The sequence below is a fragment of the Vibrio sp. vnigr-6D03 genome, assembly GCF_002835515.1.
Taxonomy (GTDB): Bacteria; Pseudomonadota; Gammaproteobacteria; order Enterobacterales; family Vibrionaceae; genus Vibrio; species Vibrio penaeicida.
The window spans coordinates 49,703-65,387 of the sequence record NZ_PIZL01000041.1; the positions used below are offsets into that span (position 1 = coordinate 49,703).

The 15,685-nt window shown below is 42.3% G+C and carries 12 protein-coding genes; 4 read left to right on the plus strand and 8 right to left on the minus strand.

The genetic code is table 11. From position 1 onward, the window contains the following. The first annotated feature begins 257 nt into the window (after positions 1-257). Positions 258-1,718, plus strand: a complete 1,461-nt coding sequence (locus CW749_RS24220; protein WP_101115031.1) for an FAD-dependent oxidoreductase — start codon at positions 258-260, stop codon at positions 1,716-1,718. Positions 1,719-1,814: 96 nt separating this feature from the next. Here the strand turns inward: CW749_RS24220 and phnE (CW749_RS24225) are convergent, their stop codons facing one another. The 8 genes from phnE (CW749_RS24225) to CW749_RS24260 form a co-directional block, all read right to left on the minus strand. Beyond that, the gene (gene phnE, locus CW749_RS24225) at positions 1,815-2,618 is read right to left on the minus strand and encodes a phosphonate ABC transporter, permease protein PhnE (RefSeq protein WP_101115032.1); all 804 of its coding nucleotides are present in this window, start codon (positions 2,616-2,618) and stop codon (positions 1,815-1,817) included. Further along, the gene (gene phnE / locus CW749_RS24230) at positions 2,618-3,403 is read right to left on the minus strand and encodes a phosphonate ABC transporter, permease protein PhnE (protein WP_101115033.1); all 786 of its coding nucleotides are present in this window, start codon (positions 3,401-3,403) and stop codon (positions 2,618-2,620) included. The genes phnE (CW749_RS24225) and phnE (CW749_RS24230) overlap by 1 nt, the downstream gene beginning before the upstream one ends. Then, positions 3,391-4,161: a phosphonate ABC transporter ATP-binding protein gene (phnC, locus tag CW749_RS24235; protein ID WP_101115034.1), complete on the minus strand. Its 771-nt coding sequence runs from the start codon at positions 4,159-4,161 to the stop codon at positions 3,391-3,393. The genes phnE (CW749_RS24230) and phnC overlap by 13 nt, the downstream gene beginning before the upstream one ends. A 110-nt stretch (positions 4,162-4,271) precedes the next feature. Further along, entirely contained in the window at positions 4,272-5,312 is a 1,041-nt protein-coding gene (gene phnD, locus CW749_RS24240; protein ID WP_101115035.1) for a phosphate/phosphite/phosphonate ABC transporter substrate-binding protein, read from the minus strand. 232 nt (positions 5,313-5,544) lie between these two features. Beyond that, on the minus strand, positions 5,545-6,756 hold the full coding sequence (locus CW749_RS24245) for a glycerophosphodiester phosphodiesterase family protein (protein ID WP_101115036.1): 1,212 nt from the start codon (positions 6,754-6,756) through the stop codon (positions 5,545-5,547). A 202-nt stretch (positions 6,757-6,958) separates the two neighbouring features. Beyond that, positions 6,959-8,317 carry a sigma-54 dependent transcriptional regulator gene (locus CW749_RS24250; protein WP_101115037.1) on the minus strand — a complete coding sequence of 453 codons (1,359 nt, stop codon included), beginning with the start codon at positions 8,315-8,317 and terminating at the stop codon, positions 6,959-6,961. A gap of 6 nt (positions 8,318-8,323) precedes the next feature. After that, positions 8,324-10,201 (minus strand): ATP-binding protein, encoded by a 1,878-nt coding sequence (locus CW749_RS24255; protein ID WP_101115038.1) that lies wholly within the window; start codon positions 10,199-10,201, stop codon positions 8,324-8,326. Positions 10,202-10,318: 117 nt separating this feature from the next. Further along, complete coding sequence (locus CW749_RS24260; protein ID WP_237322570.1) at positions 10,319-11,230, minus strand: endonuclease/exonuclease/phosphatase family protein; 912 nt, start codon at positions 11,228-11,230, stop codon at positions 10,319-10,321. Between the two features lie 555 nt (positions 11,231-11,785). Between CW749_RS24260 and nrdD the strand changes: the two genes are divergently transcribed. From nrdD to CW749_RS24275, 3 genes are all read left to right on the plus strand, one after another. Further along, entirely contained in the window at positions 11,786-13,906 is a 2,121-nt protein-coding gene (gene nrdD, locus CW749_RS24265; protein ID WP_101115039.1) for an anaerobic ribonucleoside-triphosphate reductase, read from the plus strand. Continuing rightward, positions 13,906-14,373 carry an anaerobic ribonucleoside-triphosphate reductase-activating protein gene (nrdG, locus tag CW749_RS24270; protein WP_101115040.1) on the plus strand — a complete coding sequence of 156 codons (468 nt, stop codon included), beginning with the start codon at positions 13,906-13,908 and terminating at the stop codon, positions 14,371-14,373. The genes nrdD and nrdG overlap by 1 nt, the downstream gene beginning before the upstream one ends. Positions 14,374-14,493: 120 nt before the next feature. Further along, entirely contained in the window at positions 14,494-15,681 is a 1,188-nt protein-coding gene (locus CW749_RS24275) for an amino acid aminotransferase (RefSeq protein ID WP_101115041.1), read from the plus strand. Positions 15,682-15,685: the final 4 nt, after the last annotated feature.

The following is a 15,685-nucleotide window of genomic DNA, read 5'->3' on the forward strand; positions in this document are numbered from 1 at the left end:
ACAAAATCAGTGGATAAATAATTGGATAACTTTGGGCGAATAATCGGTATACATTCGCCCAAGCCAATGGCTAAGGAACTTCAACGCAATTTGTTATTCACAAATCCGAAATGTGTTTAATTTAAGGCAATTTCGTCAAGTTTTTTTTAAGTTTTTTTTGATCGTTCTTTATAACGAAAAGGTACAAGAAAAATGTGATTTTCTTCAAATGAATATCTGAGTAAAATACTTAGGTACTTAAAAAACGTATTAAAGACATGACCCTCATAAAAAATAAAGAGCAGAAGACATTAAGTGTTGGAATCATTGGTGGCGGCATTGCAGGTTCTACCGCCGCCCTCAAATTCTCAGAGCTAGGTTTAGATGTGACTCTGTTTGAAAAACGCGACAGCTTAGTTAATGGTCCACCTATCTGCCACCTTCATGCCGGTGGTAACTTGTATCGTGAAATCTCAGAGAAACAATGTGCAGAATTGCTTCGTCAATCTATCGATACGGTAAAGCTATTTCCCCATACTATTAACATCAGACCCACAGTAATAGTTACGCCGACCACAGATGATGGGAGTGCAGATGAGATTCTCACACGCCTTGAATTTCTTCAGAACTATTACCAATCATTAGTAGACGAGGATGAGTCGAATGCTGTTTTGGGGGACCCTCAAAACTATTACGTAACGTATGAAAAAGAGCAGCTAACGGCGCTACGTAAGAAAACGCAGCCAGAGAAGCCTGCTACATTTGATGATTGGATGATTCCTTTTGCTCGGCATACCAACCTAGATAATATTAAGTACCCAGTCGTCGCCGTACAGGAATTTGGTTGGAGTGTTTTCAGGCTTTCCTCGACTCTCGATTTGGCTTTAGCAAGCAAAATCAACTGCGATTTGCGCATGGAAACTGAAGTTGAAAAGGTTGAAAAAAGCAATGGTGGATGGTGTATCTCTCATTCTCGATTAAGCGAAGAAACTACCCAATATACTCAGGTAGATTACCTCATTAATGCAGGTGGCTTTGAAACGGGTATGGTTGACGACTGGACACAACGCCCAAAGCAAAGGTTCGTGGAATTTAAAGCCGCTTATGTTACGCGCTGGGAAGATTGCGATCAGCAATGGCCTGAAGTTATATTTCACGGGCAAAGAGGTACTCCAAACGGAATGGCACAGCTAACCCCTTATGCGGACGGCGTTTTTCAGCTACACGGGATGACGGAAGACATTACGCTATTTCATGATGGGCTAGTCACAAGCAATGACAAAAGCTCTCAGCCAGCATTACCTAACTACTTGCTTTCTAAAATCGAAGCAGGGTGGTCAGAGCCAGAACAAATGGCGCGTACTAATCGCGCGATCGAGCATATTGCTCAGTTTATTCCCTCTTTTGCTAGTGCGGAAATGGCGAGCAAACCTCTATATGGTGCACAGCAAATACCAGGTGAAGATTCTACTTTAAGAGCGTCTGACATTTCGGTAGAAGGGACTAACTATGCGCGCATGGAAATTGTGAAGGCTTCATCTGCGATAGAAGCATCGGACCAGATAGCTGCACACATGCACTCGCACCAGATGATTTCAGATAAGCAACGTTTCCAATCCTACGAATTTTTAAACGGCATCCAAGAATCAGATGTTGTCGGAAGAGCAGTAGAGCTAGCAATACAAAGAGATTACCCAGTAGAGTTAGCACTTGTTGCTGGAGTGTCTAAACCGATTTAACATCGCCTGAAAGTTGGCGAAATATAGAGCGTATTAAAAAGCCCAGAAGACAATTCTGGGCTTTTCACTTTGGTTATTTCGTTTGGCTTATCCTAATTAGATCAGCTTTTTACGAATTTGAATCACCAACGCTTCTGCTAACACGACAACCACAAAGATGCTCAATAGAATCACCGAAACTTTTTGCCATTCAAATAGATTCATGGCGTCGCTTAGAAGTACACCAACACCACCAGCACCAACCAAACCCAGAACTGCCGATTCACGTACATTAATATCCCAACGGAAAAGTACAATGGAATAAAACGCGGGCATAATTTGAGGCCAATACCCTTTAATCAAAATGCTTGCTGTTGAAGCACCTGTTGCTCTTAGCGCTTCAATAGTGCCCATGTTGACTTCGGTAATCGCCTCTGCAAGCAACTTACCAACGAATCCGATGCTTCGAATTGCAATCGCCATGATACCTGCAATAACCCCGGGACCAAAGAACGCGATAAATAGCAGTGCCCAAACCAAAGAGTTGATGGAGCGAGACGATACTAGAAAGAACTGCGCAATCCAGTTGATGGATTTGTACGGTGTAATGTTAGGGGCATTTAACAACGCTAATGGCACGGCGAAAATTAGTGTAAACAATGTACCCAGTGTCGCGATATGTAATGTCTCAATAAGCGCTTCATGAACACTCTCTGGGTAAAAACCATATTCAAGTGGAACCATTCGCTTAAACATATCTGCAAACTGGGCGGGAGCGTCATATAAAAACTCAGGAATGACTTCGACAGTTTGCCAAGACCAAACCAGTGCCATAACGAAACAAAAGTAAGCGGCATATCGCATCAGTTTTTCTGATGTCGTAAATCGTTCCCAGTGATGATCAATATTTGCAGTCGTCATCAGAAAATCCTCCGAACGATGTTAGATAAGAATTCACCAATTAAGATCAAGGTAATGATAGTAATTAGGATCGCTGCAACAAAGTCATAATCGAACCTTTGGAATGCAGAAAAAAGAGTGCCACCAAGACCACCAGCACCTACAATTCCGACCATAGTCGAGTTACGTAGATTTGAGTCCAATTGATAGCTTGAAAATCCGATAAATCGAGAAAACACTTGAGGCATTACGGCGAACAAGACGACGCTGATAAAACTGGCACCTGTTGCTCGAATCGCTTCAACTTGTTTGAAAGAAATTTCCTCTATCGCTTCAGCAAAAAGCTTTGCAATGAACCCAATGGAAGCTACAACGAGTGTAAGAATCCCCGCTAGCGCTCCAAAACCCACAGCTTTAACAAACAGGATTGCGATGATCACTGGGTGGAATGAACGACAAAGAGCAATGAGCCCACGCACAGGCGTATTGACAACAAGAGGCATCATATTTCGAGCTGCAAGTAACCCTAAAACCAGTGATATAACAATGCCGAAAAAGCTCGAGATGATCGCTATTTGCAGGCTTTCTGCAAGCCCATCAAGGAGCAAATTGCTTCTAGAGAAATCTGGCGGAAACATACGAGAAAGGAGACGCTCACTCTCTCCAATACCGATTATAATCCGGTCTAGGCTTAGCCCTAATGACGAGAAACTGTAAACCAAATACGCAACGACACCTACCCAAATGAGCTTATTAGACCAGTGAGCTTTGAATGGGTTTTGTTGATTGGCGGTTAATCCAGCCATGATTCACCTCCGTAGATAACCTTGAGATCGTCTTCGGTAATACCATCAGGGTGCCCGTCATAATGAACTGAACCGCCACACATGCCGATGATTCGCTTTGCAAAACGTTTAGCTAGGTTAACGTCATGAATGTTAACTAACACTGGGATCTGGTTCTTTTCTGCCAGCTGTTCCATCAGTTCCATAATTTCGACTGCGGTTTTAGGGTCGAGGGAAGAGGTCGGTTCGTCTGCTAGAAGAATGTAAGGGTCTTGCATAACAGCGCGTGCAATTCCTACACGTTGCCTTTGACCACCAGACAAGCTATCGGCTCTTTGATTGGCAAAATCGGATAAGCCGACAAAGTTGAGTAGCTCAAATGCTTTATTGATGTCTTCTTGTGAATAGTTACGACGCCATGCGTTCCAAGCGCTCATGTATCCCAGTCGACCAGTGAGCACATTTTCAATCACCGTTAACCGTTCAACCAGATTGTATTCCTGAAATACCATCCCTATGTGACGGCGTAACATGCGGAGCTGTGTACCTTGTAATTTCGTTAAGTCTTCGCCATTAAAAAGAATTTCACCAGATGTAGGATCGTTTAGCCGGTTAATGCAACGGAGGAGAGTACTTTTACCTGTACCAGAAGGACCTATGATCGCAACGATACCTGGCTCCTGAATGTCGACATCTATACCTTTAAGAATCGGTTTTCCTGGGACGTAAGAATGCTGTAACTGATTGATGGCAATGCCACGAGGACGAGTACTTGTCATCGTTTATTCCTTGTATTCGAAAAAGCCTATGCCCTACCCAAAGGAGGGCATAGGAAAGTGATGAGTGTTTAAATTAGATTTATTTTCTAGGGTCAACAGACCCTAAGGGGTTACTGGTTTTTGGCTTGTTTAGCGAGTTCCGCCGCTTTCTTCTTAGCTCGTTTAGCGGCTTCTTTTTCTGCTAACTTTTTAAGCCCTGTTTTGGTGTAAGCAGTACCAGTAGCGTGTGCGATGTTTCGGATTACCGCCCAATCTTCTTTGTAAGTAATAGGAGCAAAGCGATCGGCGCCTTTGAAAGTCGCGCTCATTTCTGGCGTAAAGCGATAAGTCGAAAACGCTTCTTTGATTTTTTCGACTAATTCAGGGTTGAGATCATGAGAGTAGCCAAAAGCAGAGGTTGGGAATCTAGGGCTACGGTAAATGATCTTAAGCGCACTTTCATCGACTCGACCTGCTGCGACCATTCGGTCATAAACATCCGATGCGACGGGTGCAGCGTCATAGTCACCATTAAATACGCCAAGAATAGATTGATCGTGTTTGCCTGAGTAAAGAACTTTGTAATCTTTGTCTGGAACTATCCCTTTATTTGGAAAGAGTGCTCTTGGCGCTAGGTTACCAGAGTTTGATGAAGCTGATGTGTGAGCAACACGCTTGCCTTTCAAATCGTCCATGGTGTTGATGCCGCTATCTTTTCGAACGATCGTAACTAAGTTATAGCCTTGGAAACCGTTTTCGTTGCCTTTTACAGCAATAGGCACGTAACCCGCAAGGTTTACAGCATAGCCTGTTGGACCTGTTGAAAATCCAGCAACGTGCAGTCTGCCTGAACGCATGGCTTCAACTTGTGCTGAGTTTGAGTGTACTGTGTAGTAAATGACGCGCTTGCCAGTAATTTTAGTCAGGTGTGCCTGAAAGTCGGCGAACGCATCTTTGTATATAGCTGGGTCTTCAACAGGAGTATATGTAAAGACCAATGTACTTGGGTCGCGCCAGTCGTCTTTGTTTTTTGGTGTGTCAGCAACAAGATCATTGTTTTCATCACAATACCTGTCATCCAATACACCTCTGTTTTCACACGTCTGCGCAAATGCTAATGAAGGCAAAAGCAGGGAGGTAGCAATAAGTAATCCTTTAGGTGCTAATTTCATCTTGAAACCTTTTTGTTGATTTAATGTAAAGGGTCGAGTTTGTTATTGCTAGGAGTGTGCCATGTTAAATAACCCAATAAAAACAACCAGATAAAAAGTTGGTTTTGTTTTTATTTTACAAATGTGTCACATCTGTCCTTTGTTTTTTCATTGTTTGGGTCAAATGTGTCCAAACTGTTTCTGTGAAAAATAAAGAGCCGCATTTTTAGCGACTCTTTCACTAACTTATCTATTATAGTTTCATGCAGTTAGCGTAATAAGTAACGGTTGAAGGCCAATCACTGAATACACCTAAAACACCAACTTTTTGTGCCAAAGCATCTAGCATCATCATGGCATCACCATCGTTATTGATGCTGTCTTTAACACTTTGATAATACCAACCACCACCGTTGTTTAGTGGTCCAGAGCGCTCTAATGTCCATGTGATAATATCAAGACCAGCTTCTTTCGCTAGCTTGGCATAATCTGAAGGCACAATGCTTCCTTCACTGTCCAAAGTAACCAAGGCGTACATAGGAGGTGCAATAATGTTAACGCCTGATTCGGCTAAAGATTTCATATTCTCTAGTGTGGGTTTAAAGTTTTCATCGTTGTAGACTCGATCGTCTAAGTAAACAGCTTGCTGACCAAACTTAGGCTCTTTTGCTAGCCAGTATTTTACATCGTTCAAGTTAAACGATTGTACGTAGGCATCCTTCGCTTTAATCCCGCCAGCTTTTAGTTCATCAATCAGTTTTTGCGCATAATCTTCTTGCGAAAAACCGTTGTAAGGCATATCAACAGCAGGGGACTTAAGCTCTGGAGTGACTTTTACACCGTGTTCTTTAAACAAAGTGACGCTTTCAGCATGAGTCATTAACGTTCCCGACGTAGAGTAGAGATCGGTCCGCCAGCCTGGTGTTCCATTCATGTACTCTTCAGGTGTTTGAGCCATTGGGTTAGCTCCATCCATTTTTCCTTTAAGCGTTTTGAATTCCGCCAAAGTAAAGTCAGACGTGCGACATTCCGCTTGTGCTTTTTCTCCTGTTTCCAAATTGGCGGGCTTGAAAGGAACAGTACATTTTTTGGCAAGCTCAGGGATGGCGAGTACGTTGGTTGTTGTATGCAGATCGCTTTGCGAATGACGACATACCAGTTCTTTGTCTTTCGTGAACGTAACGTCACACTCGAGTACCCCAGCGCCTGTGCGAATTGCCGCTAAGTAAGATTCTTTTGTGTGTTCAGGAAACTGCATTGCTGCACCGCGGTGACCGATGGAAAAATCGCTTCGATGAAAAGGACCGGCTTCACAAGCTTGAAGCTTAGTTTTTAGTGCGCTTTCGTCCATATTGTCGACAAGATACATAGGGCGGGGACCCAAATCTGCCGAAACATTGGCGAAGGCAATCCCTGACGTTAGCCCTAGGCAAATGAGCGTCGTACCCACAAGTGTTTGTTTCATGTTATTTCTCCATTTTATAGAATGCACTTTAATGTGCAAAAGGAGAATTGCATGCTACATGCCAATTATTATTTTAAACAAAAACAATGGGATAAGATTGGTGGTTTTGATTATGAGTCATTTTTGTCCTCCTTAGCAACGCCAAGACGAAGAGATGCCTTGACGTTTGGTAAGTTACCTTAGCGCTGGTTAAGTAAGAAGTTTAAGAGCGTTTTAATACTTTAAAACTGTCTTTGTCTAACTGATGTTTTTTCATCTTTCGGTACAAGGTTTTTCGTGGCAGGTTTAGTGTTTCTGATACCTGATTAATATTTCCGCTACTGTCAGAAAGTGCTGTTATGAGTAAATTCTTTTCGTACTGATCAATTTGTTCCTCAAAACCCAGTGTCTTAGCCGTTTTATCTACTTCAATAGGCGCTTCGAGATCAAATCCATCTCCTACGATGCCAAGTACAAAACGTTCTGCCACGTTTTTTAGCTCGCGAACATTGCCGACCCAAGTGTGTTTGTGTAATTGCTGAATATGCTCTTGATACAGAGAAGGGGCGCGAGTGCTGTATTTTTCACACGCTTGAAGGACAAAAAATCGAAACAGACTTTGCAGATCTTCTTTGCGATCGCGAAGCGGTGGTAAATGAATACTGGCTATATTTAATCGATAAAAGAGGTCGCTCCGAAATTGTCCTTGCTCACTTAGCGCCGACAAGTCTGCTTTGCTCGCTGCAATAATCGTAATATTAACCTTGATAAGCTCGTTGCTGCCTACTCGTTCAATAACACGCTCTTGGATAAAACGAAGTAACTTTATTTGAATGGCAATGGGCATGGTTTCAATTTCATCGAGAAATAGGGTACCTCCATTTGCTTGCTCAATCTTACCTATTCGTTTGCGATTCGCACTTGTGAATGCTCCAGCTTCATGCCCGAATAGCTCGCTTTCAATAATACTTTCACTCATTCCGCCGCAGTTAATAGCGACGAACGGTTTTGATTTTCGTTTACTAAACTGGTGCAAGGCTCTGGCTATGACTTCTTTACCTGTCCCAGTTTCGCCGTTGATGATGGTGTCTACATTTGATTTAGCAAGAGCTAGGACTTGAGTGCGGATCTTCTCCATCTTGCTGGAGTCACCAATGATGACGTCTTCTATACTGGTACTGCTGGGTAAAGGGTGTTTTTCTAGCTGCATGAGCCGAGTCTGACACGCCATTGTTAACTTTTCGGTTAACAGTTCAGGCTCTAGTGGTTTCTCTAAGAAATCGAAGGCTCCATTTTTCATGGCTTCTATAGCCATTGGAATATCGCCATGCCCACTCATTAAGATTACTGGGACTCCGGGAGCTCGGTTATCAATAGCACTTAATAGGCACAACCCATCGATGGACGGCATTTTAACGTCGCACAAAACAGCTAGGTTACTTTCTGGCTTAAGCTGCTTGAGTGCTTTTTCTGGTTCAGTAAACGTAGAAACATCGAACCCTTCAAGTTCGAGCATTTCTCCGACAGCGTCGACGACATCGTGTTCGTCGTCAATAAGTAGAATTGAATGTTTCATTGTAATAGTTATTTAGTTCGTTTTGAGTGTTAAGGTGAAGGTTGTACCTTCCTGAGCTTTGGATTCCGCCCTAATTGAGCCACCAAAGTCTTTGATAATGTTGTAAGCGATGGACAAGCCAAGCCCTAATCCTTTACCCGATTCTTTGTTGGTATAAAAGGGGTCAAATATGTGTTCGATTTCTTCTTGGTTTATCCCCGTACCGTTATCTGAAACGATAATGTTTGTTTGATTTTGTGTCGTCGTTACGGCAATAGATATCGTCGGGTCTGAGACTTTTTCTACCGCGTCTAACGCATTCCCGATAATGTTAACCAATACTTGTTCTAAGCGAATGGTGTTAGCAGACACGTACGTAAGGGAGTCGGGCTCAAAAGTGATAATGTCATTTGGATAGCGGCTTTCTAAAAGTTGAATGGCATCGTTGATGACCGGTTCCAAGTGTACCGATTCCATATGGCCATCACTTTTTCTTGCGAACGCTCTGAGATGCCGTGTTATCGCAGCGGTTTTGGATAGAAGCTTTTGTATTTTATCTAAGTTAGTTATCGCTTTTTCAGAGTTATCTTTGTCTAACCACAATTTCGCACTTCTTACATGGCTGTTCACGGCTGTGAGAGGTTGATTAATTTCATGTGTTATCCCAACGCTTAACTCTCCGAGCGCCGCTAACTTGCCGGCTTGTATCAATTCGTCTTGCGTTGAACGAAGTTTCTTTTCTGCGGTAGCACGTTCGATGACTTCTTGCTCAAGCCGTTTGTTAGTTTGTTCAACTTCAATTGCTGTTTGTTGGAACACTTGCAAGTCTTTAGCCATTTCCGTTACTTCATCGCCACCAGAAATCGCGACAGGTGTTGCAAGATGCCCACTCGAAATGGCTTTCATATTAAGTTGAAGTTGCTGAATTCTTTGTAAGATATTTTTCTTTACATAAAACCAAGATATAGCCACGGCTGTTGCTATGCTGATTAGTGAAAGCAGTACGGCAAACCTTTGATTAGCTGACAATGACTGTCTTGCCGAATTAAGCGACCGATCAATGTCGGAGTTGACAGTGGCAGTGTATCGCTCAATTTGCACGGCGAGTTGGTGTAGATGTGTGTTGCTGTTCTCGAGTAAGAATTGAGCTTGGTAATGTCTATCGATTAATTCATCTTTTAGCGCAAAGAGCCTGCCACCTCGAGAAGTTAATTTATGCAGAACAATCAATTGTTCATTTAAGTTCGGGTGCTGAGAGGGAAGGGAGCTTTCTCTCCATACCACCCACCATCTATTTCCCAACTCTTCCAATCGCAAGATGGTTTCATCCAACTCGTTAAAGCTGGCATCGTTATATAATTTTTCAGCAAGACCAGACTGGTAATAAATAAGTGACCGAAACTGCGCATATTCAATTTCTTGCTTTTCAGAGCTCGATAACGAATCGAGAGACTCACCTGCTAATTCCAATAATGGGAACAATCCATCAAGTAAAAAGTTGAGTTGAGAAGTCAGTTGATCCGATTGAGCTTCATTCTGATAAAGCAAACTCAAGCTGTTTCCGATTTGAGTGATGATGTTCTTAAAGTAGTTATGGTAGTCAGGGAATTGCGCCATAACATGGTTCATTTCAACAATCGCTCGGTTAATCTCTTCCATGGCATGGTTGCGTGACACGCTTGAATCTGCCGTTCCTAGGAGTGGCGCTGTGGCAATGATCAGGCGAACCTTATCATTTAATTTTGCGGCATAATCCAACGCTTTGAGATCATTATTGTTCAAATGCTCTAGTCGGGTATTGATATCTAAAAAAGTATAAGAGGACAATCCAGATACGATAAGCGTGGTTAAGGACAAAATAGCCATTGCCAGTGCCAACCGCACGCCCATACCTTTCCATCGTATTTTCATATATCACTAACAAACTTAATAGAATACACCGTTATATAATGACCAATAACGATGCATTTATCCTAGTTAAGTTATAGTTTTGTTAAAAAAACTAAGCGCTGTGTCACTATGATGAAACTACAGCTTGGCTACAGATACCAGTGGGCAATGATCACTGAGCCGATGGTTAAGGACATCATGTTTGGCAAAGGTGATTTGTTTTGCTTGATTAAGCGACAGATCAGGGCTCGAAACTATATGATCAATTAGATTTCGATACTGGTGCGTTTTTGTTGGATTAGAACGAGATCTCACGCGGCATTCTGCTCTGGTGTTTTTACTTGTCAGAGTAACTTGCGTATTTGTGTTTTTCGTTAATATTCGCCACAACCAGTCATTGGGATAGGCAAGGTTATGGTTAAAGTCCCCCAAAATGGCATAAGATTGACCTTTCTTTTGTCTTTCTTTAATCCATCCATTAAGCGACTTGCCTTGTTTGGCTAGAGCTCGGCAGGAATTGGTATTCTTTCTTGCAGCAAAGCATCCTGATTTCAGATGCACTGACAACAAGTGAATAGGCTTCTTTTTCGGAATATCAACAACAATGTAAGTAGCAAACCGTAACTTGTTAAACTGAGATGGCATCAAATTAATATCATCTGGGTTTTGAACATTGATGCCTTTTGATACAGCAAACCCAGTGTATTGGTTAATACCCTCAAACTGTAAATCTCGATGTTTACTTCTAGACCGTTCCGAGAAAAAGTATTGATAGCCATCCCCAGTTACTTGCTCTAGCGCTTCTTTTGAATCCACTTCTTGAAATGACATTATATGTAAAGAAGGATTAGGTGCTTTACTAAAGACCTTGTTCAGTGCTTTAAAGTCGCTTGCTTCTCTTTGGCTAGGCTCAATTCGCTTACTTGGATTAGTGGTTAACCACTCAAGGTTCCAAGTGGAAAACGTATACTCCGCGCTCACAGTAGGGAAGTGAACCAAGAGTGTTGATAAGCAGCAAAAATGTGTCAAAAGGAAAAGAAAGCGTTTCAAAATGAATCTCATTTGTTATCAGGAGCTGTTAACCTTTCTAGGTTAAATTTTGTTCGAATTCAATACGTTTTAATCGCGGCGCAAGGTATGTAACCTTTTTTCTTAGAAACAAAAAGCAGTCCTAAATAAATACCTTGCAACAAAGAGTAAAACGTATTGAAGCGAACCCTTTGGGCAGCATTTGTGGGTTGTTTCTACTGCGTTATCGCCTATTGATGTAGACCGACTACACCGAATAGGCTCTGCCTTGTATAAATAACCCACAAATTGCTGCAAAAATCATCTCGAAAGGTCAACAGCTCCTAGTCTTTTTCAAGAATAATAACGGAATTTTAATAGATAAAGTATGACGTTTGGTTCAATTTTAATAAACAATCCAAATGTGCGATCGTCGCCACTAAGATCGATTTTATCTTGCACGCTCGTTTGTTTTTATTGATTTGGATCAAAACGCCAATCCGACGCATAACTTCTAATATTTCACCACATATAGTGTGTTTGAAAATAAAATGTGCATATGTAGTGTTTTTAACCAGTCAGTGCCGAGGAGTAAAAGTGAATACAGTTGTCATTAAAAGGGATGGAGCGAAAGCACCATTTGATAAAGGACGCATCATAACTGCTGTAGAAAGTGCATCGAACACATCTGATGAAGCGCTTTACCGATACGCCGAACAGGTTGCAAGCGCAGTCTACAATTCGCTAGAAAATCGCCTAGAAGTATGTATTCAGGAAATTCAAACTCTGGTTGAAAACGAGCTGATGCAAGGTCCTTATAAAGGCTTGGCTCGCTCATACATTGAGTATCGTCACGACCGAGATATAGCGCGCGAAAAACTCAGTGTTTTGAACAAAGAAATTGAAGGGCTTATTGAACAAAGTAATGCCGACTTGCTCAATGAGAATGCGAATAAAGATGGCAAGGTTATCCCTACACAGCGCGACTTGCTGGCCGGCATAGTTGCAAAACATTACGCTAAAACTCACATTTTGCCTCGCGACATTGTTCAAGCTCATGAAGCTGGAGATATCCATTACCATGATCTCGATTACGCGCCTTTCTTTCCAATGTTTAACTGCATGCTCATTGATTTAAAAGGCATGCTCACGCACGGATTTAAAATGGGGAATGCTGAAATCGATACACCAAAATCGATTTCAACCGCAACCGCAGTTACTGCTCAAATCATTGCTCAAGTCGCAAGTCACATCTACGGTGGAACCACGATTAACCGTATAGATGAAGTTTTAGAGCCTTACGTATTGGCAAGCTACAATAAGCATTTAGAAATAGCGAAAGAATGGGACATTCATAACCCTGAGGCTTTTGCTAAAGCTCGTACAGAGAAAGAGTGCTACGACGCATTCCAGTCTTTAGAATATGAAGTAAACACACTTCACACTGCAAACGGTCAGACTCCATTCGTCACATTTGGTTTTGGTTTAGGTACAAGTTGGGCATCTAAACTGATCCAGCAATCTATTTTAAAAAATCGAATCTCTGGCCTGGGGAAAAATCGTAAAACAGCCGTCTTTCCTAAACTCGTTTTCGCTATCAAAGACGGTCTTAATCACAAGAGAACCGATCCGAACTACGATATCAAATCGTTGGCACTAGAGTGCGCATCTAAACGTATGTACCCAGACATTCTTAACTACGACAAAGTGGTTGAAGTGACGGGCTCTTTCAAAACACCAATGGGTTGTAGAAGTTTTTTAAATACCTACGAAGAGAATGGTGAGTTGATTCATGAAGGCAGGAATAACCTTGGTGTTGTAAGTCTTAACCTTCCTAGAATTGCGATTCAAGCTAAAGGTAGTGAAAAAGCTTTCTATAAACTGTTAGATGAAAAACTCGCTTTAGCTCGTCGTGCTTTAGAAACACGCATATCTCGATTAGAGACAGTGAAAGCCAGAGTCGCCCCAATTCTTTACATGGAAGGGGCATGCGGCGTGCGATTGTCTCCAGATGAAAGCGTGGCTTCAATTTTCAAAAATGGCAGAGCCTCAATTTCACTTGGTTACATAGGTATACATGAAACCATGGTGGCTCTGTTTGGTGAATCTGATCATATGTACGATAGCGACACGCTAAGATCTAAAGGGCTTAGCATTGTTGAGTACATGAAAGCACAAGTACAAACGTGGACCGACGAAACCGGTTATGGTTTTAGCTTGTACGGAACGCCGAGTGAAAATTTGTGTAGCCGATTCTGTCAAATTGATACTAAAGAGTATGGTGTTATTGAAGGGGTAACCGATAAAGGTTATTACACCAATAGTTTCCACTTGGACGTGCAAAAGAAAGTAAACCCATACGATAAAATCGATTTTGAAATGCCATACCCAGAAGTATCTAGTGGTGGTTTCATCTGCTATGGCGAGTTCCCGAACATGCAACGCAACATTGAAGCGTTAGAAAACGTATGGGACTACAGCTATAGCCGAGTTCCATATTACGGCACCAATACACCAATTGATGAGTGCTACGATTGCAGTTATACCGGAGAATTTGAGTGTACAAGCAAGGGCTTTACATGCCCAAGTTGTGGAAACCATGACTCCACAAGGGTTTCGGTCACTCGTAGAGTGTGCGGCTACTTGGGCAGCCCTGACGCAAGACCGTTTAACTTTGGTAAGCAAGAAGAAGTTAAACGCAGAGTTAAGCACCTTTAATGAATTACCATCAATATCATTCGGTTGATGTAGTAAATGGACCTGGTACACGCTGTACACTGTTTGTATCAGGTTGCGTTCACCAGTGTCGGGGATGTTACAACAAATCCACTTGGTCTTTGTGTTCGGGTCATCCATTTACATCGGAGCTCGAAGACCAAATTATCAAAGATTTGTCTGATAAGCGTATACCTAAAAGAGGGCTCACATTATCTGGTGGCGATCCACTTCATCCTGAAAATGTATCAGATATTTTACGGATTGTTGTACGCGTAAAATCTGAGTGCCCCGACAAGGACATATGGATGTGGACGGGGTATCGAATGGATGAACTGACGACCGAGCAAAAGCGAGTGGTTGATCTTATCGATGTTTTAATTGATGGAAAGTTTGAGCAGGAGCAAGCTGATCCTAATTTGACTTGGCGTGGAAGCGCCAATCAAATCATTCACTACATGAAAGTGTAAATTCGCAAAGACGAACAGGTTGAATCGTTGCGTTTAAACAATCACAATTTCCTTTCGATTTTTTGTTGTAACAATGTTAACTTGCTTGTCACTGTTGAATATCAAAGGGTTGTGAATTCCATGCTATCTCATCTACCGGAACCGAAACAGGATCCGATTCTTTCGCTCTCTGTTGCCTACCGAAATGATCCTAGAACCGAAAAAGTGGATCTGGGTATTGGTGTTTATCGAAATAGTAACGGTGACACACCAATCATGAAAGCTATCGCTTTAGCTCAAGAGCACGTCGCATCAACGCAAAAAACGAAAGCCTATGTAGGGCTTGCTGGTTGTGAAGAATTCAACCAAAGCATGGTAGATTTATTGCTAAAAGGAACGGCGGCTTACGATCGCGTTTCGGCTATTCAAACTCCAGGCGCCAGTGGTGCACTTCGCATGTTGGGCGACTTACTGAAAGTTGCCCAACCGAACACCACTATATGGCTAAGTAATCCAAGCTATGTGAACCATCAACCTGTGATGGAAGCCGCTGGATTGAAAGTTAAGCATTACCGATACTTTAGCCTTTCAACAAAGCAAGTTGACGTTACGGCAATGCTTGAAGACTTATCTCTCGCGGGACCAGAAGACGTTGTTTTACTTCACGGCTGCTGTCATAACCCAACGGGCGCTGATATCGATTTTAAAGCATGGGAAGCCATTACAGATATGGCAACCAAGCAGGGGTTTACCCCATTTGTTGATATTGCTTATCAAGGGTTTGGAGACGGGCTAGAAGAGGATGCGTTAGGTTTGCAGCACATGGCAAATCACGTTGAAGAAATGTTCATTACCACTTCTTGTTCAAAAAATTTCGGTTTATATCGTGAACGAACTGGCGCAGCGATAGTTGTCGGTAAAAATGCTAATGAAGCAGCTAACGCAAAAGGGAAATTGTTGCAGCTAGCACGTGCGACATACACCATGCCGCCAGATCACGGTGCCGCTTTGGTAAAAACTGTGTTAGGAAACGAAGAGCTGACTTCGGTTTGGCGAGAAGAGCTTTCGCAAATGCAGCATAGGCTCGTTTCTCTAAGGGAAGGTTTATGTTCAGAGCTTAAAAATGCACATAACTCTGACCAATTTGACTTTATCCAGTCACACAAAGGTATGTTCACTGTGCTAGGCTTCTCATCTGAACAAATGCTTCAACTACGTGAAAACTATGGAATCTACGGTGTGGGTGACGGGCGTATAAACATCGCAGGCCTTACCGAAAAAGATATTCCTTATGTAGCCGAGGCAATAGTAACCGTATCTAACCAATAAGAGG

Coding starts and splice junctions, on each gene's coding strand:
- CW749_RS24255 (WP_101115038.1), bottom strand. CDS start 10,201: ATGAAAATACGATGGAAAGGTATGGGCGTGCGGTTGGCACTGGCAATG.
- phnC (WP_101115034.1), bottom strand. CDS start 4,161: ATGACAAGTACTCGTCCTCGTGGCATTGCCATCAATCAGTTACAGCAT.
- phnE (WP_101115033.1), bottom strand. CDS start 3,403: ATGGCTGGATTAACCGCCAATCAACAAAACCCATTCAAAGCTCACTGG.
- phnE (WP_101115032.1), bottom strand. CDS start 2,618: ATGACGACTGCAAATATTGATCATCACTGGGAACGATTTACGACATCA.
- nrdG (WP_101115040.1), top strand. CDS start 13,906: ATGAATTACCATCAATATCATTCGGTTGATGTAGTAAATGGACCTGGT.
- CW749_RS24275 (WP_101115041.1), top strand. CDS start 14,494: ATGCTATCTCATCTACCGGAACCGAAACAGGATCCGATTCTTTCGCTC.
- CW749_RS24245 (WP_101115036.1), bottom strand. CDS start 6,756: ATGAAACAAACACTTGTGGGTACGACGCTCATTTGCCTAGGGCTAACG.
- phnD (WP_101115035.1), bottom strand. CDS start 5,312: ATGAAATTAGCACCTAAAGGATTACTTATTGCTACCTCCCTGCTTTTG.
- CW749_RS24220 (WP_101115031.1), top strand. CDS start 258: ATGACCCTCATAAAAAATAAAGAGCAGAAGACATTAAGTGTTGGAATC.